Raw genomic sequence first — 21235 nt, 5'->3', positions numbered from 1 at the left:
GTTTAGTAAAGACGGCCCTAATCGGTAATCCGCTGAATTTTTCACAGCCAAGTTTGCGTTCACGGTCTGGACTCTTACCGCTCTTCTCCCGAAGGGGATACTCTCGACCCGATTCGTGCAGAGCGCGACCAGCAAAAGTGGGGTCCGGTTTTGCGTCCGGGCGCGCTCACTCCTATTGTTGGCTATTGTCGGCGCATAATCTCAACGCCAAACCGCTCACACTTTGGCGGATTATGCGCTGAGGGTAGCGCCGGGCCTGAAGTCGTGCGTTTTTGGGGCAAATAATGTCGGGCGTAGTCGCGGCGATGCGTCGAACCCTGCTGTCGTGCACCTCACTGGCGCGCCACGGCGTGATCGCGCTCGCCATCGGCCTTCCCGCATCGCTGGAACCCGCTTTGGCCGCTGATTTGACCATCACGCAGACGATTTCCGCGCTGCTCGACCTCAATCACCAGGAATTCGCCGCGCTGACGACGGCGTTATCGCTGCTCGGCTTTACCGTGGTGGCTGCGATCCTCTTGATGCGCACGCGCATTCGGGCCACCCGAATGGAACTCAGCCTGCGCTCCGACATCGCCGACCTGCAGGTGCAGGCTGACCGGCTGCGCGCGCTCCTGTTCGCCGAGCCCCAGATCCTGATCGCGTGGGCGGCGGGCGACAACCGGCCCCAGATCAGTGGCGACATCTCGCTTCTGATCTCGCAGGACGCGATGTCGAATTCACCGCAACGCATCCTCGCCTTCGGAACCTGGCTGCCGCCGGAGCCGGCGCTGCAGATGGACCATGCGGTCGATGCGCTGCGCGAGGCCGGCGAAGGCTTTCTGCTCAATCTCTCCACCTCGAGCGGCCGTGCCATCGAAGCAATGGGTCGCGCCATCGGGGGCCAAGCCATTGTGCGGATTCGCGAACTCGGGGGCTTACGCCGTGAGGTCGCCGAATCCAATCTCCGTTACCGGACGCTGTTGGAGGAGACCGAGCTGTTGCGCGAGTTCGCCGCCGCGGCGCCCTGGCCGATCTGGGCCAAGAGCGCCGAGGGCAATCTGCGTTACGCCAATGCGGCTTACGTGCGAGCCACCGAGGGCGCAAGCGTCGCGGATACGATTCGCCGCAACCTCGAACTCCTGGAGAATGACCAGCGCGTCGAGATGGGCCGGGTGCTGAACGACAATTCCACCTTCAGCGCGCGGCTGCCGATCGTGGTCGGTGGCGAGCGGCGCATCTATGACGTTCAGACGCTCAAGCTCGGCGGCGGCAGCGCCGGCATCGCCATCGACGCCAGCGAGGCGACCGCGTTGCGCGACGCCATGGAGCGGATGACGGAAGCCCATCGCCGCACCCTGGACCAGTTGTCGTCGGGGGTTGCCGTGTTCGACGGCCAGCGGCGGCTTGCCTTCTACAATGAATCCTACCGCAGGCTGTGGGGCCTCGATCAGGCATTCCTCGATTCCAATCCCGACGATTCAAGCGTGCTCGACCGCTTGCGCGCAGCGCGCAAATTGCCCGAGCAGCCCGACTTCCGGGCCTGGAAAGCCAAGCTGCACGAAGCCTATCGCGCCATGGAGCCGGAAAACTACACCTGGTTCCTGCCGGACGGCCGCGCCGTCAGCGTCGTCACCACGCCGAACCTCGAAGGCGGCGTCACCTATCTGTTCGACAATGTTACCGAGAGCCTCGATCTCGCACGCCGCTACGACCGGCTGACCCGGGTTCAGCACGAGACGCTCGACAATCTCGCAGAGGCCGTCGCGGTGTTCGGCAGCAACGGCCGCGTGGAACTGTTCAACCCCGCGTTCGTGAAAATGTGGAAGCTGTCGGCTGAATCGCTGAAAGAACAGCCGCACATCGAAACCGTGGAAGCCTGGTGCAAGCCGCTGTTCGAGGACGCGCTGACCTGGCGGGCCCTGCGCGAGGCGATCACCGCCATCGATAACCGGGCGCAGGTGGCGCTGAAGCTCGAGCGCAAGGACGGCAGCGTGCTGGACTGCATGACCATGCCGCTGCCCGACGGCGCCACGCTCTTGACCTTCCAGGACATCAGTGACACCGAGAATGTCGAACGCGCGCTGCGCGAGCGCAACGAGGCGCTGGAAGCCGCCGACCAGATGAAAGTCGATTTCGTCCACCACGTGTCCTACGAACTGCGCGCGCCGCTGACCACCATCATCGGCTTTGCACATTTCCTCAGCGATCCCTCGACCGGCCCGCTGACGCCAAAGCAGGCCGAGTATCTCGACTACGTTACCAAATCGACCAACGCGCTGCTCGCGCTCACCAACAACATCCTCGATCTCGCCACCATCGATGCCGGCGCCATGAAGCTCGAGCTCGGCCCGGTCAATATCGAAAAAGCCATCCGGGCTGCGGCCGAAGGCATTCAGGACCGGCTGGCGACCGACCGCATCGAACTCAAGGTCGACATCGATTCCAATATCGGCGACTTCACCGGCGACGAGCGGCGCGTGGTGCAGGTGCTCTATAATCTGCTCGCCAACGCCGTCGGCTTCTCGCCGCACGATGCCGCCGTCACGATCAGCGCGCGGCGCACCGAGCATCGCGTGATCTTTACCGTCAGCGATTCCGGCCCCGGTATTCCGGCTGATGTGAAAGACAAGGTGTTCGACTGGTTCGAGAGCCATTCCCATGGCTCGCGTCACCGCGGCGCCGGCCTCGGCCTGTCGCTGGTGCGCTCCTTCGTCGAACTGCACGGCGGCAAGGTGCGCGTCGATTCGGTGGTCGGCAAGGGCACCACGGTCACCTGCGACTTTCCGATCGACCAGAACGCCCATCGCAACGCCGCCGAATGACCGCGCCCGCGACATTCACCGTAGCGCTGGCGAACGAGACGGCGACAGCGCATCTGATGGCCGACCTCGCGCTGCTGGTCGGCCCGGGCGACGTCATCACGCTCTCGGGCGATCTCGGCGCGGGAAAGACCGCGGCGGCGCGCGCCATGATCCGCTACCTCGCCAACGATCCCGCGCTGGAAGTGCCAAGCCCGACGTTTACGCTGGCGCAGAGCTACGACCTGCCATATCCGATCGTTCACGCCGATCTCTACCGGATCAATGATTCGAGCGAGCTGGAGGAAATCGGATTGTCGCCGCTGCCCGAGGGCACACTGGCGCTGATCGAATGGCCGGAGCGCGCGCCCGATGCGCTGCCCGAAGATCGCATCGACATCGCCTTCAGCCATCGCCCGGCGCTCGGATCCACCGCGCGCGCCGCCGAAATCACCGGCCATGGCAAGGCGGCGGCGCAGGTGACGCGATTGAGCAGCTTGCGCAAATTTCTCAGCGATTCCGGCTTCCTGGATACCGTGCGCGAGCGCATGCCCGGCGACGCATCGACGCGCTCCTATGCGCGGCTGATCCGCGACGACGGCACCTCGATCCTGATGAATTCGCCGCGCCGCCCGGACGGGCCGGCGATTTATGACGGAAAGTCCTACAGCGCCGCCGTTCATCTCGCCGAGGACGTCAAGCCGTTCGTCGCCATCGACAACGGCCTGCGCGCGCACGGCTTCTCGGCGCCCGCCATCCGCCACGCCAACCTCGATTCCGGTTTCCTGATCACCGAGGATTTCGGCAGTGCCGGCATCGTCGAAGGCGAGCCGCCGCGGCCGATCGCCGAGTGCTACGAGGCGGCGACCGACATGCTGGCGGAGCTGCATCGCAAAGCCCTGCCCGAAACGGCGCCGCTGGCGCCGCAGGGCCCATACCAAATTCCGGTCTATAATATCGATGCATGGCTGGTCGAGATCGGCCTGATGCTCGAATGGTATCTGCCGGATCGTGGCGCCGAGGTCAGCCAGCAACGGCGCGACGAATTCGTCACGATGTGGCGAACGTTGCTGGAGAAGCCGGCGGCTGCGCCCCGAACCTGGGTGATGCGGGATTTTCATTCGCCCAACATCATCTGGCTCGGCGACCGCACGGGGATCTTGCGCGTCGGGATTATCGACTTCCAGGATGCCGTGCTTGGCCCTGCCGCCTACGATCTGGTGTCGCTGCTGCAGGACGCCCGGCTCGACGTTCCCGAACAGCTCGAATTGACGCTTCTGACCCGCTACATCAAGGCGCGCCGCGCGGCGGATGACCAGTTCGATCCGGCCAGCTTTGCCGAGCTTTACGCCATCATGTCGGCGCAGCGGAATACCCGCCTGCTCGGCACGTTTGCCCGGCTCAACCGGCGCGACGGCAAGTCGCAATATCTGCGCCACCAGCCCCGGATCTGGACCTATCTGAACCGTTCGCTGGCGCACCCGGCGCTGGCGGTGGTTCGCGAATGGTATGCCGCCAACGTGCCGCCGCCACGCCCCTGATTTACCTCCTGTTAGCCACCCCGCATTTAATCTGGAACCGGCCATGCTGTGGAGGCATGGCGCATTCGGTTTTGACACGGGAAGACGGCCATGGCGGGGGCGGAACGTCGCAAGGGAGATCGGGTCGTGTTCGAGCGCGGCTTTGCGGCGCACATGATGGGCATCGACGGCACCTGGCGGCGCGACTGCGTGATGGAAGACGTTTCCGAGACCGGCGCCAAGCTGACGGTCGAGGGTTCGGTCGAGGGCCTGCACTTGAAGGAATTCTTCCTGCTGCTGTCGTCGACGGGGCTGGCCTATCGGCGCTGCGAACTGGCTTGGGTCAACGGTGATCAGATCGGCGTCAACTTCCTGAAGCAGGGCGACAAGAAGAAGAAGGCGGCCAAGCGCGGGGCCGAGGGCGCTGAAGTCTGAGGTTTGGCCGCCGGCGGCCGTCGTACGGCCGTCATGTGCGGCCACTAAGGCCTCATGGTTGCTGGTTCAAGCGAATCGCCGTGGTATGATCCGCGGCCTGATTTTGATAGTTCGAGAAACTCCAGGAATGTCCGTTACGCCCGCCAAAGCCATGGTCCTTGCCGCCGGTCTCGGTTTGCGCATGCGCCCGCTGACCGACCACATGCCGAAGCCGCTGGTGCGCGTGGCCGGCCAGCCCTTGCTCGATCACGTGCTGGACAAGCTCGCCGGCGCCGGCGTCAGCGAAGCCGTGGTCAATGTGCATTACCTGCCCGACCAGATCATCCAGCACACCGCGAGCCGCGCCAAGCCCCACATCATTATCTCCGACGAACGCGACGAGGTGCTCGGCACCGGCGGCGCCGTGGTGAAGGCGCTGCCGCTGCTCGGCAACGAGCCGTTCTTCCATCTCAATGCCGACACGATGTGGATCGACGGCGTGCGGCCCAATCTGGAGCGGCTCGCCGAAACCTTCGATCCCGATCGGATGGACATCCTGCTCCTGATGGCGCCGACCACGAGCAGCATCGGCTACGCCGGCCGCGGCGACTACGCGATGCTGCCGGATGGCGCATTGCGCAAGCGGAAAGAGCATCAGGTGGTGCCGTTCGTCTATGCGGGCGCGGCAATCATGTCGCCCTCGCTGTTTGCCGGCGCGCCCGCCGGCGAGTTTTCGCTGACCAAGATGTTCGACCGCGCCAACGAGCAGGAGCGGCTGTTCGGCCTCAGGCTCGACGGCGTCTGGATGCATGTCGGAACCCCCGACGCGGTGCAGGCGGCGGAAGAGGCGTTTCTGGAAAGCGTGGCCTGATTCGACGCTGGACCGGCGTCGAACCGATCCGCCGTTAGCGCGAAGCATCAGCGATACGTGCTCCGCCCGCAGCGGCTCAGACAAAAAATCTCGAAAACAACCCCATGCAAAGTAGAATGGGCCCGGACTGCTTTGGCAGTGAGTAGCGGGGACGCCGCCCTTACCCGCATGACCTATCCCCAATCGCTCCCTATATTGCGCCTGACCTCGAATCAGGAAGCCCATGCGCGTTTTCAGCGTTCCCGTATCCGTGCCGTTCCTACGCACCGTAATCGCGGCGCTGGTCGACGGCCGGCTGGTCGAGGGATTCGAGGCACGCAGCAACCCGCTCAATCTCGCGACGGCGACGCTCTATCTGCCGACCCGGCGCGCAGGAAGGCTGGCGCGGGAAATCTTTCTCGATGAACTGCGGACGGACGCCGCGATCCTGCCGCGCATTGTGGCGCTTGGCGACATCGACGAGGACGAGCTGGCGTTTACGGAAGGCTCCGAACAATTCAGCGGCGTGGCGCCGCTCGACATTCCGCCGAGGCTTAGCGAATTGGAGCGCCGCCTGACGCTGGCGCATCTGGTTGCGGCATGGGCGAAAAGCCCGGTGTCGGCGCCGCTCGTGGTCGGTGGCCCGGCCTCGACGCTGGCGCTGGCCGGCGATCTGGCGCGGCTGATGGACGACATGGTGACGCGCGGCGTCGCCTGGGAAGCGCTCGACAAACTGGTCCCCGACCAGTTCGACAAATACTGGCAGCACTCGCTCGAATTCCTGCGCATCGCGCGCAAGGCGTGGCCGGAGCACCTGAAGGAAATCGGCCGGATCGAACCCGCCGAGCGGCGCGACCGCCTGATCGAGGCGGAAGCCGCACGCCTGACCGCACATCATGAGGGGCCGGTGGTTGCAGCCGGTTCGACCGGTTCGATGCCGGCGACCGCGAAATTTCTCAACGCCGTGGCCGGCCTGAAGCAGGGCGCGGTGGTGCTGCCGGGCCTCGACACCGATCTCGACGAGGAAGCCTGGCAGACGATCGGCGGCGTCAGGGACGCGCAAGGTAAGTTCACCACGCAGCCCTCCTCGAACCATCCGCAGTTTGCGATGCACGGATTGCTGGATCGCTTCGGCATCAAGCGAAGCGACGTCGAAATCCTGGGTACGCCAAGTCCGCAGGGACGCGAGGTGCTGGTGTCCGAGACGATGCGGCCGTCGAGCGCGACCGAACAATGGCACGATCGTCTGGTCCAGCCGGATGTTGCCGCAAAGATTGCCGGCGGCATGGCGCAGCTTGCCGTCGTCGAGGCGCCCAATTCGGAAATGGAGGCGCTGGCGATCGCGGTCGCGATGCGCGAGGCGCGGCACCTCGGCAAATCAGCCGCGCTGGTGACGCCGGACCGCGCGCTGGCGCGGCGGGTGATGGCGGCGCTAAGGCGCTGGAATCTCGAATTCGACGATTCCGGCGGCGACGCGCTGATGGATACGCCAAGCGGCATCTTTGCCCGCCTCGCCGCGGAAGCAGCCAGCAAGGGGCTTGAGCCGCCGACATTGCTCGCGCTCTTGAAACATCCGCTGTTTCGGCTCGGCCGCACATCCGGCGCGTTCAGACACGCCATCGAGATCCTCGAACTGGCGCTGCTGCGCGGCACCCGGCCGCAAGCCGGTACAGGCGGATTGGCACGCGACCTCGAACGTTTCCGCGTCGAGCTCAGGAAGCTCAGGAGCCATGAGACATCTTCTCTCCACGCTTCCGAGCTGCGCGCGAAATTAAGGGACGACGAGCTCGACCAGGTACAGGCGCTGATCGCGGCGCTGCAAAAGGCGCTGGCGCCGCTGGAAATCATGGGCTCGTCAAAACCGGTCGACTTCGCCGAACTGGCACAGCGCCATCGCGAAACGCTGGTCGCGCTATCCTCGGATCAAGACGGCATTGCCGTCGTCTTCGAGGAGGCGCAAGGCGCTGCATTGTCAGCGGCGTTCGATGACCTGCTTGCCGAACAAAAGCCGAGCGGCCTGATGGTCCAACTCGGCGACTACCCCGATGTGTTCCAGACCGCCTATGCCGATCGCATGGTGCGGCGGCCTGAATCGGCGAGCGCGCATCTGCACATCTACGGCCAGCTCGAAGCGCGGCTGACCGAATCCGATCGCGTCATCCTCGGCGGACTGGTCGAAGGCGTTTGGCCGCCGGCGCCGCGGCTCGATCCCTGGCTGAGCCGACCGATGCGCCATGAGCTCGGCCTCGATCTGCCGGAGCGGCGCATCGGCCTTTCCGCGCACGATTTCGTACAGTTGTTGGGAACGGACGATGTGATCCTGACCAATTCGGCCAAGGTTGGCGGCGCGCCGGCGGTCGCCTCGCGCTTTCTGCACCGCTTGGAGGCGGTCGCCGGCGAAGCGCGCTGGGACGCTGCCAAGGCCGCCGGAGAAAATTATGTCCGCTTCGCCGCCGAACTGGACCAGCCCGACGCGGTCGCGCCGATCGAGCAGCCCGCGCCGAAGCCGCCCGTCGCGACGCGGCCGCTGAAATTGTCGGTCACGGCGATCGAGGACTGGCTGCGCGATCCCTATACGATCTACGCGAAATACATCCTGCGGCTGGATCCGCTCGACCCCGTCGACATGCCGCTGTCGGCGGCCGATCGCGGCTCGGCGATCCATGACGCGCTCGGCGAGTTTACGCAAAAATTCGCCGACGCCTTTCCGCCACAGCCCGCGCTGGTGCTGCGCGGCATCGGCGAAAAATATTTCGCGCCGCTGATGGAACGGCCCGAGGCGCGAGCGCTGTGGTGGCCGCGGTTTCAGCGCATCGCCGCATGGTTTGCCGACTGGGAGCTGGCGCGGCGCGACAGGATTGACAGAATTGCCGCCGAGATCCGGGGCGAGATCAAGATTCCGCTCGGCAACGAACGCATCTTCACGCTATCGGCGCGCGCCGACCGGATCGAGCAGCGCCACGATGGCAGCTTTGCGATCCTCGATTACAAGACCGGCCAGCCGCCGACGGGAAAACAGGTGCGCATGGGTCTGTCGCCGCAATTGACGCTGGAGGCCGCGATCCTGCGCGAGGGCGGCTTTGAGAATATCGACGCTGGCTCATCCGTCGGCGAACTCGTCTATGTCAGGCTCAGCGGCAACAATCCGCCCGGCGAGCAGCGGTCGCTGGAACTGAAAATCCGGAACAACGATACGCCGCAGCCGCCGGACGAGGCGGCCGACTATGCCCGAGAACAACTAGAGGCACTGATCCGCAAATTCGAGAACGAGGAGACGGCCTACACTTCGCTGAACCTGTCGATGTGGTCGAACCGCTACGGCGCCTATGACGATCTCGCCCGGATCAAGGAATGGTCGGCGGCCGGCGGACTGGGGATCGAGGAATGGTGAAGGCCGCCCGCATCATTCCCGACGCCGTCCGCGCCACGCAGGCGCGTGCGTCCGATCCGGCGGCCTCCGCCTTCGTCTCGGCAAATGCAGGCTCGGGCAAGACGCATGTGCTGGTGCAGCGGGTGATCCGGTTGCTGCTCGACGGCGTGGCGCCGGAAAAGATCCTCTGCATCACCTTCACCAAGGCCGCTGCCGCCAACATGGCGGAGCGCGTGTTCACCACCCTCGGCCATTGGGTGACGCTCGACGACGATGCGCTGGACGCGGCGATTCGCGATGCCAGCATTCCCAATCCCAGCGCGCGCTTGCGCAAATCGGCGCGCAAACTGTTCGCCTGCGCGCTGGAGACGCCGGGCGGGCTGAAGGTGCAGACCATCCACGCGCTGTGCACGCGGCTGCTGCAGCAATTCCCGTTCGAGGCCAATGTGCCGGCGCGGTTTGCCGTGCTCGACGACCGCGACCAGAACGAGATGATGGAGCGCGCCAATCTCGCCGTTTTCCTCGAGGCGTCGCGCAACCCTGACAGCGCGACCGGGCGCGCGCTGATGACGGCGATGGCGAGCGCGGCCGACGTCACCTTCAAGGACGTGGTGCGCGAGGCCTGCCTCAGCCGCGATCATTTCATGGCCTGGACCGACGCCGCCGGCAGCGCGCACGCCGCCGCCGCGCAGATCTCCGCGGCGCTCGGCGTGAGCCCCGACGATCGGATCGAGGACGTCGAACGTGACATCGTCGACGGACCCAATCTGCCGCGGTCACGATGGCAGGACATCGCCCTGGTTCTGGAAACCGGAAGCAAGACCGATCAGGATCAGGCGGCGCGGCTGCGCGGTGCGCTGATGTTCACCGGCGCTGCGCAGGTCGACGAATATCTCGGCATATTCCTCACCGACGCCGACCGCACACCCCGCAAATCGGTGGTGACGAAGAAATTCTGTGACAATAATCCGGCCATTGGCCGGTTGATTGAATCTGAAGCCCGTCGAATCCTTCCCCTGATCGAGCGCCGCCGCGCGGTGGTGGCGCGCGACCGCACCGAGGCGCTGCTTCATATCGCAACCGCCGCGGCGGCCAATTATCGCCGCGAGAAGCAGGAACGCGGCCTGCTCGACTATGACGACCTGATCGACAAGACGCTGGACATGCTCAACCGTGTTTCCTCGGGCTGGGTGCATTACAAGCTCGACCGCGGCGTCGACCATGTGCTGATCGACGAGGCGCAGGACACCAGCCCCCGCCAATGGGACATTGTCGCGCACATCATCTCCGAATTCACCTCGGGCGCAGGCGCGCGCGACGGCGTGGTGCGAACGGTATTCGCGGTCGGCGACGAGAAGCAGTCGATATTTTCGTTTCAGGGCGCGGCGCCACGCGAATTCGACCTGCGCCGCCGCGCCCTGCAGAGAAAGTTCGAGGGCGCCGGCCTGAAGTTCGATCCGGTGTCGTTTACCTACTCGTTCCGCTCGGGACCGGCGATCCTGCATGCGGTCGACCGGGTGTTTCGCGAGCAGGATATCTTTCGCAGCATCCATGCGGTCGATATCGGAAATCCGATCCATCATTCGCTTGCCGACGCAGGTCCGAGCCAGATCGATCTCTGGGAACTTGCGGAGGCCGACGACCGGCAGGACCTCGAAGGCTGGCGTGCGCCGTTCGACGGCGTCGCCGCGACCAGCCCCGAGGTAAAGCTTGCCCGGCGCATTCAGGCCGAGATCAAGGCGCTGGTCGGCAGCGGCGTGATGACCGGCAGCAAAGGCGACCGCCGTCGGCTGCGCTATGGCGATATGCTGGTGCTGGTGCGGCGGCGCGGCAATGCGTTCGATGCCGTGATCCAGGCGCTGAAGCACGCTGGCATCCCGGTCGCCGGCGCCGATCGCCTCAAGCTGACCGAGCACATCGCGATCATCGATTTGATGAACCTCGCTGACGCGCTGTTGCTGCCGCAGGACGATCTGGCGCTGGCGGTGGCGCTGAAGAGTCCGCTGTTCGGGCTATCCGATGACGACCTGTTCAAGATCGCCTGGCAGCGCAGGGGATCGTTGCGCGCAGCGCTGGCTGAGCGCGCTGCAGCGGACGGCCGGCTGAGGGATGCGCTGTGGCGGCTCGAACAATGCGAACGCCGCTTTGCCAGCGAGCCACCGTTCGCGTTCTATGCCTGGCTGCTCGGCGGCGACGGCGGCCGCGCGCGAATTTTGCGGCGGCTCGGACACGAGGCGAACGACGCGCTCGACGAATTTCTGGAACTCGCACTGAGCTACGAACGCAAGGCACCGGCCTCTTTGCAGGGCTTCATGGCGTGGCTGCGCACGGCCGATCTCGAAGTGAAGCGTGACATGGAAATCTCGCGCGACGAGGTCCGCGTCATGACGGTGCACGGCGCCAAGGGCCTCGAGGCTTCCGTCGTGTTCCTGGTGGACACCACGACCTCGCCCTCGGATACGCAGCGGCTGAAACTCATCCACCTGCCGCAGGGCAATGCCGATCCGCATGCGCCGGGTGTCGTGGTCTGGGCCGGCCGCAAGGCCGAGGATCCCCCAGCGGTCGTCGCGGCCCGCGCGGCGATGATCGGCGATACCGAGGATGAATACCGCCGCCTGCTCTATGTCGCGATGACGCGCGCGGCCGACCGCCTGATCGTCGGCGGCTGCCTGCCCGGCAACATGAGGAGTGTCCGGCCGCTGTCCTGGTACGACCTGATCACCAAGGGGCTCGACGGTTCTGCCTTGCAGCTTCAGGAGATCGAGACCGCCGCAGGCCGGGTGAAGCGCTATATGCGCGCGGAGGAGGCCGCGCCGTCGGCCGCTCCGGCGGCTGCACCGCCCGCGCCGGCGCCGACGGTGCTGCCGAACTGGCTGCTGACGCCGGCACAGCCAGAGATTTCCACGGAAAGTCTGTTGCGGCCCTCGGACCCCGCCGACAGCGAGCGCCATCCGGTACGCACGGCCGAATCGCTCACCCAGCGCGCCCGTGCCCTGCAGCGCGGCACGCTGGTGCACCGGCTGCTGCAATCGCTGCCCGACATCGCCGCCGAGCGGCGCCGCGAGGCCGCGCTGGCCTATCTGGCCCGCAATGCCGATGGCTGGACCGACGAGGAACGGCAGGCGCTGGCCGAAAGTACGCTGGCCCTGATTGCCGATCCGCGATTTGCGCCCGTCTTCGCCCCTGGCAGCCGTGCCGAAGTCTCGATCGTCGGGCGGCTGGAGCGGCCGGGCGGCCGGCCGGTGTTGGTGTCCGGGCAGATCGACCGCCTCGTAGTTACTGATAGCGAGGTCCTGATCGTCGATTTCAAGACCAACCATGCCCCCCCTAGCCGGCCTGACGAGGCGCCGCGGGGCTATGTCCGCCAACTCGCGCTGTACCGGGCAGTCCTCGCCAAGCTTTATCCCCAGCAGGCGGTTCGCGCGGCGCTGCTTTGGACCGAAAGCGCTGAATTAATGGAGATTTCCACTGCCGCGCTGGGAGCCGAGCGGGCATCCATCATCTCGGCGTGACCCGTGCTTGACCCGGCAGGATCGCGTTCATAGGTTTGATCCTATCATGCTGGGCGCGATTCTCACCCGCGCCCCTTAATTCCTAACCGAACGAGGTATTCCATGGCCGTTGGCAAGGTTTCTGACGCCGATTTCGAAGCCGAAGTGCTCAAGGCGACCGGGCCAGTGGTCGTCGATTTCTGGGCCGAATGGTGCGGCCCCTGCCGCATGATCGCGCCTGCGCTCGACGAGATTTCCGGCGCCATGGGCGACAAGGTCAAGATCGTGAAGCTGAACGTCGACGAGAGCCCGAAGACGGCCTCGAAATACGGCGTGATGTCGATCCCGACCCTGATGATCTTCAAGGGGGGCGAGATGGCCTCCCGCCAGGTCGGCGCCGCGCCGAAGGCGAAGCTGCAACAGTGGATCACCGCTGCGGTCTGATCGGGCTTCGATCGATCATTGTGATGAAGCGGCCGGCGAATCGCCGGCCGTTTGTTTTTGTGGCGGATGATCTCGCAGCCCCGTTGGCTCCATCCGGATCTACGAATTTTTCAACGGATCCATCCCGTCGAAAGCGCGGATGCAAACTCAGCGTCGCCGTTCCGTCGCGCCAATGCTGCCATCGCATCGTGATCGTAGGGCACATGGCGAAAGGTTATGCGCCAGGACGCATCGGCGAATTCCAGAATCGCGTAGCGCGCATCAGGCGTGCCGGCTTCAATCAGATGCGGGAACGGAACGTTGTAAGAAAAGCCGGGAACGCCGACGCTACCGGGATTGACCACCAGGCGTCCGTCGCCGAGCCTGACCGCGCGCGCGATATGAGTATGGGCGCACAGAATCAGCGACTGCGAAATTCCCTCCGCCTCTTTCTCTATCGCCTCCAGCGGCGACATCCTGACCGAGCCATCAGGCGTCACTGTCTCGAGCCAGTAGACGTTATCGTCGGCAGGCGTAGCGTGACAGAGAAACACGTGATCGCGAACTATCCGCGTTGATGGCACCGTGCGTAACCAGTCGAGATGCTCGGTGGTGAGTAGCGCATGAGCCGGCCGGTCCCATGATCCCATTTTCTCCGGCGGCCGATCGATCAGATAGCGATCATGATTGCCGAGCACGTGGACGGCATCGAGCGCCATCAGCGCGTCCATGGTTCGCCGCGCATCGAGCGGGCCGCTCGCCATGTCGCCGAGATTGACGATGTCGCCAATGCCCTGCGCGTGGATGTCGGCCAGCACGGCCTCCAGCGCGAGATAGTTTCCGTGCACATCGGCAATCGCGGCAAAGCGCATGTTAATTTTCAATTCAAGGTTTTGTCGGGTGCGATCGGACGACCGTGCAGGAGCGATACTATGGCGATTTCCCTCATTTGGGTGAAACCGGCGCGCAACATTCTCTTTTGGTTCTAGCATGGAACCCGGGTTCCGACTCGCAGTTCGCGGGTGTCTTGGCTAGTCTTTGCAAACACCGGGGCTGGTTAGTTCATAAGCAATCAATATTTCTTCCCGGGCGGCCGCTGGAAGCAATTTCAGCGGCCATTTAATTTCTATCCCGGCGGCGTGCCGTTGATATCAAGTACATGGCCGGCGAGATAGAGCGAGCCGGTAATCAGGATGCGCGGCGGCACTTCGTAAGCCAGCCGCGACAGCGCGTATAGCGCGGCTTCGACGCTTGCAGCATTTTCCACGCGCATGCCGAGCGCGCGTGCCGCATCCGCCAGCCGGTCCGTCGGCATCGCATTGTCGCGGCCGGGGATCGGCACCGCCATGATGTGGCGCGTCAGACCGGCGAAATTGGCGAGGAACGCGCCCGCATCCTTGTTCGCCATCATGCCGGCGATCACCACCAGCGGGCGCGACACGCGCTCTTCGAGATCGCCGAGCGCCGCGGCCGTGACGCGTCCGCCTTCCGCATTGTGCGCGCCGTCGAGCCAGATCTCGCACCCCTTCGGCCCCTGATCGACCAGCGCGCCGGAAACCAGCCGCTGCATCCGCGCCGGCCATTCGGCGTTGACAATGCCGGCCTCGAACGCCGGCATTCCGATTTTGAACGCCTCGATCGCCCGCAACGTTGCGATGGCAAGACCGGCGTTGTCGAATTGATGCCGCCCGAACAGCTTTGGCGCCGCGAGATCCATCAGGCCGCGCTCGTCCTGATAGACCAGCCGCCCGCGCTCGACGCCGACATGCCATTGCTGTCCCGCCGCATGCAGCGGCGCGCGCATGCGCTTTCCCTGCGCCTCGATGACAGCCATGGCTTCCGGCTCCTGCTCGGCACAGATCACCGGCGCACCGCGCTTGATGATGGCGGCCTTTTCGCCGGCGATGGCAGTCAGCGTGCTGCCGAGAAACTCGGTGTGGTCCATGCTAACCGGCGTGATAACCGTCGCAATCGGCCGGTCGATGACATTGGTAGCGTCAAGCCTTCCGCCGAGACCGGTTTCGAGCAAAACGACATCGGCGTCATGCTCCGCGAACAGGCAAAACGCCGCCGCGGTTTCCATCTCGAAAATCGTGATCGGCTCGCCCGCATTGACCTGCTCGCAGTGCTCCAGCACCCGGCGCAACTCGGCATCATCAGCCAGCCGGCCGCCGGCTTTCTCGCCGATGCGGAAGCATTCGTTGATCCTGACCAGGTAAGGCGAGGTATAGACGTGCACGCGCAGGCCTGCGGCCTCGAGGATCGCGCGCAGATAGGCGACCGTGGAGCCCTTGCCGTTGGTGCCGGCGATATGGATCACCGGCGGCAACACGGCTTCCGGATGATCGAGCCGCGCCAGCAGGCGGTGCATGCGATCGAGGCTGAGATCGATACGCTTCGGATGCAAGGCAGACAGCCGCGCGATCAACTCACCAAGCGGGCGGGGTTTGGCGGCAGGCAGGCTCACGCGTGGGGCGCAGCCGGCACGGCTTCCGGCGCCGAGACGATCTGCGCCGGGTCCGTGACCTGGGGCGAAGGTTTTGAGGCGGCTTCGAGCGCAGGAGATTTCGTCAGCAGCCGGCACAGCCGTGCCAGCGTCGGACGCATCTCGTGGCGATGCACGACCATGTCGACCATGCCGTGGTCGAGCAGATATTCGGCGCGCTGGAACCCTTCCGGCAGCTTCTCGCGGATGGTCTGTTCGATCACGCGCGCGCCGGCGAACCCGATCAGTGCGCCGGGTTCGGCGATCTGCACGTCGCCCAACATGGCGTAGGATGCGGTGACGCCGCCGGTGGTCGGATTGGTCAGCACCACGATGTAGGGCAGCTTCGCTTCCCGCAGCATCTGCACGCCGACGGTGGTGCGCGGCATCTGCATCAGCGAGAGAATGCCTTCCTGCATCCGCGCGCCGCCGGAGGCTGCGAACACGATGAATGGCGACTTCTTCTCGACAGCAAGCTCCAGCCCGCGGACGAGCGCCTCGCCCGCCGCCATGCCGAGCGAACCACCCATGAAATCGAAGTCCTGCACCGCGATCACGACGCCGGCGCCCTCTAATTTGCCATAGCCGACCTTGACGGCATCGTTCAGCCCGGTCTTGGTGCGGGCGTCCTTGATGCGGTCGACATATTTACGCTCGTCGCGAAACTTCAGCGGATCGGGCGTCACCTCAGGCAACGCGATGTCGTACCAGGTCTCGTTGTCGAAGATCGACTTCAGCCGCGCCACCGCGCCCATGCGCATGTGGTAGTTCGAGCCGGGGATGACGAACTGGTTGGCCTCGACGTCCTTGTAGAACACGAGCTGCCCGGAATCCGGGCATTTGATCCACAAATTCTCCGGCGTCTCACGGCGCAGGATGTTGCGAATCTTCGGCCGGACGACATTGGTGAGCCAATTCATGGTTCGCTCCGAAATGCGGTTAAACGCATCAAGTGGAATATATGGCGGCCCGAATCACTCCGGGCAAGGCCGCCCCTTTCGGCCAATTGGCAGGCAATTGTGGCTTATTCAGCCGCCTGCTTCGCGCCCCGGACACCCTGCGCCAGGGAGGCCACGAGATCGGCCACAGCCGCGACGGTCCTGCTGGTCGCCTGCCCCGTCGTGTCCAGGCTGTCGCGCAACGCGTCGACCAGCGCGGTACCGACCACGGCGCCGTTGGCCTTCTCGGCAATCGCCCGCGCCGCCTGCGGGGTACGGATGCCGAAGCCGACACACACTGGCAATTTGGTGTGGCGCTTGATCCGTTCTACGGCGTCCCCGACGACCGTCGAGTCGGCCGCCGCCGCGCCGGTGATACCGGTGATCGAGACGTAATAGACAAAGCCGGAGGTGTTTGCGAGCACCGCCGGCAAGCGCTTGTCGTCGGTGGTCGGCGTCGCCAGCCGGATGAAGTTGAGCCCGGCCTTCAGTGCGGGAATGCACAGCTCGTCGTCTTCCTCCGGCGGCAGGTCGACGATGATCAGGCCATCGACGCCGGCCGTCTTGGCATCGGCGAGGAACTTGTCGACGCCATAGATGTAGATCGGATTGTAGTAACCCATCAGCACCAGCGGCGTGGTGCTGTCATCCTTGCGGAAGCCGCGCACCATCTCCAGCGTCTTCGTCAGCGTCATCCCGCCCCTGAGCGCGCGCAGGCCCGCCGCCTGGATCGACGGACCGTCTGCCATCGGATCGGTGAAGGGCATGCCGATCTCGATGATGTCGGCGCCCGCCTTCGGCAGCGCCTTGATGATGTTGAGCGAGGTTAAGGGATCGGGATCGCCGGCCATCAGGAAGGTGACCAGCGCCGAGCGGCCCTCGTTCTTGAGTTCGGCAAAGCGTGCGTCGATGCGGGTGGTCACTGCTTCTTGCCTTTCAAAATCTCCGTGATCTGCGGAATGTCCTTGTCGCCACGGCCGGACAGATTGACCACCATCAGATGATCTTTCGGCCGCTTGGGCGCGAGCTCCGTGACCTTGGCGATCGCATGCGCAGATTCCAGCGCCGGCGGAATGCCTTCCAGCCGCGACAGCAGCATGAAGGCGGCCAGCGCTTCGTCGTCGGTCGCCGACAGATAGGTGACGCGGCCGCTCTCGTGCAGCCAGGAATGCTCCGGCCCGATGCCGGGATAGTCGAGCCCCGCCGAGATCGAATGCGCGTCCTGGATCTGACCGTCGTCGTCCATCAGCAGATAGGTACGATTGCCGTGCAGCACGCCTGGCCGTCCGCCGGCAATCGACGCCGCATGCAGTTGCGTCAGGCCGTGACCGGCGGCTTCGACGCCAAAAATTTCGACGGAGGGATCATCAAGGAATGGATGGAACAAGCCCATCGCATTGGAGCCACCGCCGATGCAGGCTACCAGCGAATTCGGAAGGCGGCCTTCGGCCTCTTGCATCTGCTTGCGGGTCTCGTCGCCAATGACCGATTGGAAGTCGCGCACCATCATCGGATAGGGGTGCGGGCCCGCCACCGTGCCGATGCAATAGAACGTGTTATGCACGTTGGTGACCCAGTCGCGCAGCGCCTCGTTCATCGCGTCCTTCAGCGTGCGCGTGCCTGACTGCACCGGAACGACCTTGGCGCCCAGCATCTCCATGCGGAACACGTTCGGCGCCTGACGGGCGACGTCGACTGCACCCATATAGACCACGCATTCCAGCCCAAAGCGCGCGCACAGCGTCGCGGTGGCAACGCCATGCTGGCCAGCACCGGTCTCGGCAATGATGCGCTTCTTGCCCATGCGCCGCGCGACCATGATCTGGCCAAGCACGTTGTTGACCTTGTGCGAGCCGGTGTGGTTGAGCTCCTCGCGCTTCAAATAAATCTTGGCGCCGCCGAGATGCTCGGTCAGGCGTTCGGCAAAATAGAGCGGCGACGGCCGGCCGACATAATCCTTGAGGTAGCCGTTCATCTCGGCCTGGAACGCCGGATCGGCCTTGGCCGCCGCATAGGCCTTTTCCAGATCGAGGATCAACGGCATCAGCGTTTCAGCGACAAAGCGGCCGCCGAAATTGCCAAAATGCCCGCGCTCGTCGGGACCGGTGCGGAAGGAATTGCGCAGGTTTGGATTCATCGGACCATCAATTCTTCGGTGGCGCGCGCGGCGCGAATAAAATTACGGATCATCTCAGGGTCCTTGACACCCGGCGCGCTTTCGACGCCGGAGGACACGTCGACGCCGCCGGCGCGGGTGACGCGGACGGCCTCCGCGACATTGTCGGCGGAAAGCCCGCCCGAGACCATGAAGGGCAGTTGGAGATCGAGCTTTTCCAAGACGTGCCAGTCGAACACCGCCCCTAACCCGCCGGGGCGGGTAGCGCCTTTCGGCGCGCGGGCATCGAACAGGATGCGGTCGGCGACATCAGCATAGCCCGGCAGCGCGGCGAGATCGGCCGGGGTTTCGACGGCGATCACCTTCATGACCGGAAGCGCGAACTTCGCCTTGATGTCGCGCACGCGCGCGATGGTTTCCTTGCCGTGCAGTTGCAAGAGATCCGGCCGCAGCGTCTCAACGATGTTTTCAAGCGTCGCGTCGTCGGCATCGACCGTCAAGGCCACCTTGGCGGCGCGGCCCTTGGCCTGCCCGCCGAGCTCTCGCGCGGTCTCGAGGCTGAGATGGCGCGGCGACGGGGAGAAGAACACGAAGCCCACCATGTCGGCACCCGCCTCAAGCGCAGTCTCGAGCGTCTCGCGCGTGGACAGGCCACAAATTTTGACGAGCAGGGACATGGTCTCTCAGGGGGCGGACATAAGCCGCCAAGGCAAATTGGAACAAGCTGACGGGGCGGGTTCTACAACGTCGCGCCCTGCTTGTCTCGCCCTGCGGACCCATAGAACCCGTACTGGGAGGGCGCTGGAAGCCGCTGCTGATCGGCCCGGGAAACCGCCGCCGCAGCCCGCAGATCGGCCGTCTCCGCCCTTGCTCGGCGGGCATCCGCCTCATGCTGGCGCGCCGCGCGGCGCCAGTGGCGCTGGCGGAACCAGGTCGCCATGCCACCAGCCACCACCCCCAGGATGGCCACCGCAATGATCACGGCAAACAGCGGCATCGACACCGCGATCGTCGGGTCGGTCGAATTGAAGGGATCAAACGACACCGTCACGAAATGGCGATTGGCGACCGCGAAGACGATGAAGATGAGGCCTAAGGGAATGACGACCAGCGCCGTGAAGAACTTTCGCATGACCTTCTCTCGTCGTGATGGAGAAAGGCGGGGCTTAAGACCCGCAACACGGCTACATCCAGTCGAACCGAAAAGCGCCTAGGCGCCGGCCTCGGGCGAGCCATTGTCGCGGTTCAGCCGCTCGCGCATCTCCTTGCCCGTCTTGAAGAACGGGACGCTCTTCTGGTCGACCGGCACATGCGCGCCGGTGCGCGGATTGCGCCCTGCGCGCGCTGGGCGATGCTTGACCGAGAAAGCGCCGAAGCCGCGCAGCTCGACACGGTCGCCGCGCGCCAGCGCTGCCACGATCTCGTCGAGGATCGCGTTCACAATGTTCTCCACATCCCGCTGGTAGAGGTGCGGGTTGTGCTCGGCGATGCGCTGAACAAGTTCGGATTTGATCATCGAAGTTGGGATCCGGGGTCGTGCGGATATCCATTTCCGTGAAAATACCTTGAACTGTCAAGACGCTAAATCACTTTTGGGCAACCCGAAATCGCGTGACAGGCACCGCGGCAGGGGTCTGTCACGACACCCGCAGTGCGGGAGAATGTGACAAAGACCAGCCGGTGCGGCTCAGTTGGGGGCTGCGGGGCGCCACAATGCCAGCATGCCGTCGAGCGAGAGCTGATCGACCGCCTGTGCGACGCCACCCTGCTCGATCTGGCGCGCGATGGAACTCAAGCCGAGTGCGTCGAACGCGATCGAGGCCGCCGTTCGCAGGAACGTCAGGTCGCCGAATCGCGGGTTAAGCTTGTAATCGCGCACCGGCAGATCGCTTTTGATCTTCTTCTCGGCAACCAGCCATGCGACGGCTGCCTTTTCGTCGCCGAGCTGATCGACCAGCTTCAGTTCGACCGCCTGGCGGCCGGTGAAAACCCTTCCATCCGCGACCTTTTCCAGCAGGCCGTCATCCATGCCGCGCCGCTCCTTCACCAGGCCGCGGAACCAGGCATAGGAATCCTTCACCAGCGCGTCGAGGGCTGCGCGCGCCTCCGGGCTGGTCGGCTCAAAACCGTTGGGCGCGGCCTTCAACGGCGAGGATTTCACCTCCTCGACCTTGACGCCCACGGTCTTCAGGAGCTCGGAGAAATTCGGAAACTGAAACAACACGCCGATCGATCCGACCAGCGAACTCTGGCGCGCGACGATGTGATCGGCGGCGATCGCCGCGATGTAACCGCCCGATGCGGCGAGCCCCTCGACCACCACGACAACCGGCTTCTTGGCCTTCAGCCGCGCCAGGGAGTCGTAAAGCTGCTCGGAGCCGGCCGTGGTGCCGCCCGGCGAGTTGATGTGGACGACGACGGCAACGTGGTTCGATTTCTCCAGCCGCTCCAGCGCCTCGACGCGCTGCTGGTCGCTGCGGATCAGTCCCTCGATGTTGACCCGCGCGATCGATCCCGATGCTGCCAGCGCAGCCGGCCCGCTCGTCGTCGCGACGGTGCCGACAGTAACGATCGCCGCGATCGCAACCAGGCCAGCCACGACGCGCCAGAAGGTCAGCTTGCGGCGGATCCTGCGGCGATCGACGATCACGTCCGAATCGAGCGACATCGAATTTCTCCTGAACTAATCACCGCGTTTTGCATCCGCAGCGTGAGCGAAGCGTTAGTTGATTACATCAATTGCGACGCAATTTGAAGAAAACAAGGCCCCAGGATCATCCCTACGGCCGTCATGGCCGGGCTTGACCCGGCCATCCACGTCTTTGTCGCAAAAAGCAAGACGTGGATG

The 21235-nt window shown here is 64.7% G+C and carries 16 protein-coding genes; 7 read left to right on the top strand and 9 right to left on the bottom strand.

The annotated features are described in order from the left end of the window. Positions 1-284: 284 nt before the first annotated feature. The 7 genes from V1288_RS12295 (at position 285) to trxA (ending at position 12869) form a co-directional block, all read left to right on the top strand. Positions 285-2804, top strand: a complete 2520-nt coding sequence (locus V1288_RS12295) for a sensor histidine kinase (protein ID WP_334357286.1) — start codon at positions 285-287, stop codon at positions 2802-2804. After that, positions 2801-4321, top strand: a complete 1521-nt coding sequence (gene tsaE / locus V1288_RS12290; protein ID WP_334357285.1) for a tRNA (adenosine(37)-N6)-threonylcarbamoyltransferase complex ATPase subunit type 1 TsaE — start codon at positions 2801-2803, stop codon at positions 4319-4321. The genes V1288_RS12295 and tsaE overlap by 4 nt, the downstream gene beginning before the upstream one ends. A 90-nt stretch (positions 4322-4411) precedes the next feature. Further along, positions 4412-4735 (top strand): PilZ domain-containing protein, encoded by a 324-nt coding sequence (locus tag V1288_RS12285; RefSeq protein ID WP_334357284.1) that lies wholly within the window; start codon positions 4412-4414, stop codon positions 4733-4735. Positions 4736-4862: 127 nt separating this feature from the next. Beyond that, entirely contained in the window at positions 4863-5585 is a 723-nt protein-coding gene (locus V1288_RS12280; protein ID WP_334357283.1) for a nucleotidyltransferase family protein, read from the top strand. Positions 5586-5808: 223 nt separating this feature from the next. Beyond that, positions 5809-8955, top strand: coding sequence for a double-strand break repair protein AddB (gene addB, locus V1288_RS12275; RefSeq protein ID WP_334357282.1), 3147 nt, complete (start codon positions 5809-5811; stop codon positions 8953-8955). Continuing rightward, entirely contained in the window at positions 8949-12446 is a 3498-nt protein-coding gene (gene addA / locus V1288_RS12270) for a double-strand break repair helicase AddA (RefSeq protein ID WP_334357281.1), read from the top strand. The genes addB and addA overlap by 7 nt, the downstream gene beginning before the upstream one ends. 102 nt (positions 12447-12548) lie before the next feature. Then, on the top strand, positions 12549-12869 hold the full coding sequence (gene trxA / locus V1288_RS12265) for a thioredoxin (RefSeq protein WP_016847387.1): 321 nt from the start codon (positions 12549-12551) through the stop codon (positions 12867-12869). A 110-nt stretch (positions 12870-12979) separates the two neighbouring features. Here the strand turns inward: trxA and V1288_RS12260 are convergent, their stop codons facing one another. From V1288_RS12260 to sppA, 9 genes are all read right to left on the bottom strand, one after another. Beyond that, a complete protein-coding gene (locus V1288_RS12260; RefSeq protein ID WP_334357280.1) occupies positions 12980-13720 on the bottom strand; it encodes a metallophosphoesterase family protein in 741 nt (246 codons plus the stop codon). Positions 13721-13974: 254 nt separating this feature from the next. Next, the gene (locus tag V1288_RS12255) at positions 13975-15315 is read right to left on the bottom strand and encodes a bifunctional folylpolyglutamate synthase/dihydrofolate synthase (RefSeq protein WP_334357279.1); all 1341 of its coding nucleotides are present in this window, start codon (positions 15313-15315) and stop codon (positions 13975-13977) included. Further along, positions 15312-16253 carry an acetyl-CoA carboxylase, carboxyltransferase subunit beta gene (gene accD, locus V1288_RS12250; RefSeq protein ID WP_334357278.1) on the bottom strand — a complete coding sequence of 314 codons (942 nt, stop codon included), beginning with the start codon at positions 16251-16253 and terminating at the stop codon, positions 15312-15314. Before accD ends, V1288_RS12255 begins: the two co-directional genes overlap by 4 nt. A 104-nt stretch (positions 16254-16357) precedes the next feature. Continuing rightward, positions 16358-17194, bottom strand: a complete 837-nt coding sequence (gene trpA, locus V1288_RS12245) for a tryptophan synthase subunit alpha (RefSeq protein ID WP_334357277.1) — start codon at positions 17192-17194, stop codon at positions 16358-16360. Beyond that, positions 17191-18408 (bottom strand): tryptophan synthase subunit beta, encoded by a 1218-nt coding sequence (gene trpB / locus V1288_RS12240; RefSeq protein WP_334357276.1) that lies wholly within the window; start codon positions 18406-18408, stop codon positions 17191-17193. The genes trpA and trpB overlap by 4 nt, the downstream gene beginning before the upstream one ends. Beyond that, positions 18405-19064 carry a phosphoribosylanthranilate isomerase gene (locus V1288_RS12235; RefSeq protein WP_334357275.1) on the bottom strand — a complete coding sequence of 220 codons (660 nt, stop codon included), beginning with the start codon at positions 19062-19064 and terminating at the stop codon, positions 18405-18407. Before V1288_RS12235 ends, trpB begins: the two co-directional genes overlap by 4 nt. A gap of 62 nt (positions 19065-19126) precedes the next feature. Continuing rightward, positions 19127-19519, bottom strand: a complete 393-nt coding sequence (locus V1288_RS12230) for a LapA family protein (protein ID WP_334357274.1) — start codon at positions 19517-19519, stop codon at positions 19127-19129. Between the two features lie 78 nt (positions 19520-19597). Further along, positions 19598-19903, bottom strand: coding sequence for an integration host factor subunit beta (locus V1288_RS12225; RefSeq protein ID WP_057844774.1), 306 nt, complete (start codon positions 19901-19903; stop codon positions 19598-19600). A 171-nt stretch (positions 19904-20074) separates the two neighbouring features. After that, positions 20075-21055, bottom strand: coding sequence for a signal peptide peptidase SppA (gene sppA / locus V1288_RS12220; RefSeq protein WP_334357273.1), 981 nt, complete (start codon positions 21053-21055; stop codon positions 20075-20077). Positions 21056-21235: the final 180 nt, after the last annotated feature.

Origin of the sequence: Bradyrhizobium sp. AZCC 2176 (genome assembly GCF_036924645.1) — a bacterium.
Classification (GTDB): domain Bacteria; phylum Pseudomonadota; class Alphaproteobacteria; order Rhizobiales; family Xanthobacteraceae; genus Bradyrhizobium.
Note: the sequence above shows the minus strand (reverse complement) of the source record. Positions and strands in the feature narration are given on the sequence as shown.

Coding starts and splice junctions, on each gene's coding strand:
- tsaE (WP_334357285.1), top strand. CDS start 2,801: ATGACCGCGCCCGCGACATTCACCGTAGCGCTGGCGAACGAGACGGCG.
- V1288_RS12235 (WP_334357275.1), bottom strand. CDS start 19,064: ATGTCCCTGCTCGTCAAAATTTGTGGCCTGTCCACGCGCGAGACGCTC.
- trxA (WP_016847387.1), top strand. CDS start 12,549: ATGGCCGTTGGCAAGGTTTCTGACGCCGATTTCGAAGCCGAAGTGCTC.
- V1288_RS12230 (WP_334357274.1), bottom strand. CDS start 19,519: ATGCGAAAGTTCTTCACGGCGCTGGTCGTCATTCCCTTAGGCCTCATC.
- addA (WP_334357281.1), top strand. CDS start 8,949: ATGGTGAAGGCCGCCCGCATCATTCCCGACGCCGTCCGCGCCACGCAG.
- V1288_RS12280 (WP_334357283.1), top strand. CDS start 4,863: ATGTCCGTTACGCCCGCCAAAGCCATGGTCCTTGCCGCCGGTCTCGGT.
- sppA (WP_334357273.1), bottom strand. CDS start 21,055: ATGTCGCTCGATTCGGACGTGATCGTCGATCGCCGCAGGATCCGCCGC.
- V1288_RS12225 (WP_057844774.1), bottom strand. CDS start 19,903: ATGATCAAATCCGAACTTGTTCAGCGCATCGCCGAGCACAACCCGCAC.
- V1288_RS12260 (WP_334357280.1), bottom strand. CDS start 13,720: ATGCGCTTTGCCGCGATTGCCGATGTGCACGGAAACTATCTCGCGCTG.
- trpB (WP_334357276.1), bottom strand. CDS start 18,408: ATGAATCCAAACCTGCGCAATTCCTTCCGCACCGGTCCCGACGAGCGC.
- addB (WP_334357282.1), top strand. CDS start 5,809: ATGCGCGTTTTCAGCGTTCCCGTATCCGTGCCGTTCCTACGCACCGTA.
- V1288_RS12285 (WP_334357284.1), top strand. CDS start 4,412: ATGGCGGGGGCGGAACGTCGCAAGGGAGATCGGGTCGTGTTCGAGCGC.
- V1288_RS12295 (WP_334357286.1), top strand. CDS start 285: ATGTCGGGCGTAGTCGCGGCGATGCGTCGAACCCTGCTGTCGTGCACC.
- accD (WP_334357278.1), bottom strand. CDS start 16,253: ATGAATTGGCTCACCAATGTCGTCCGGCCGAAGATTCGCAACATCCTG.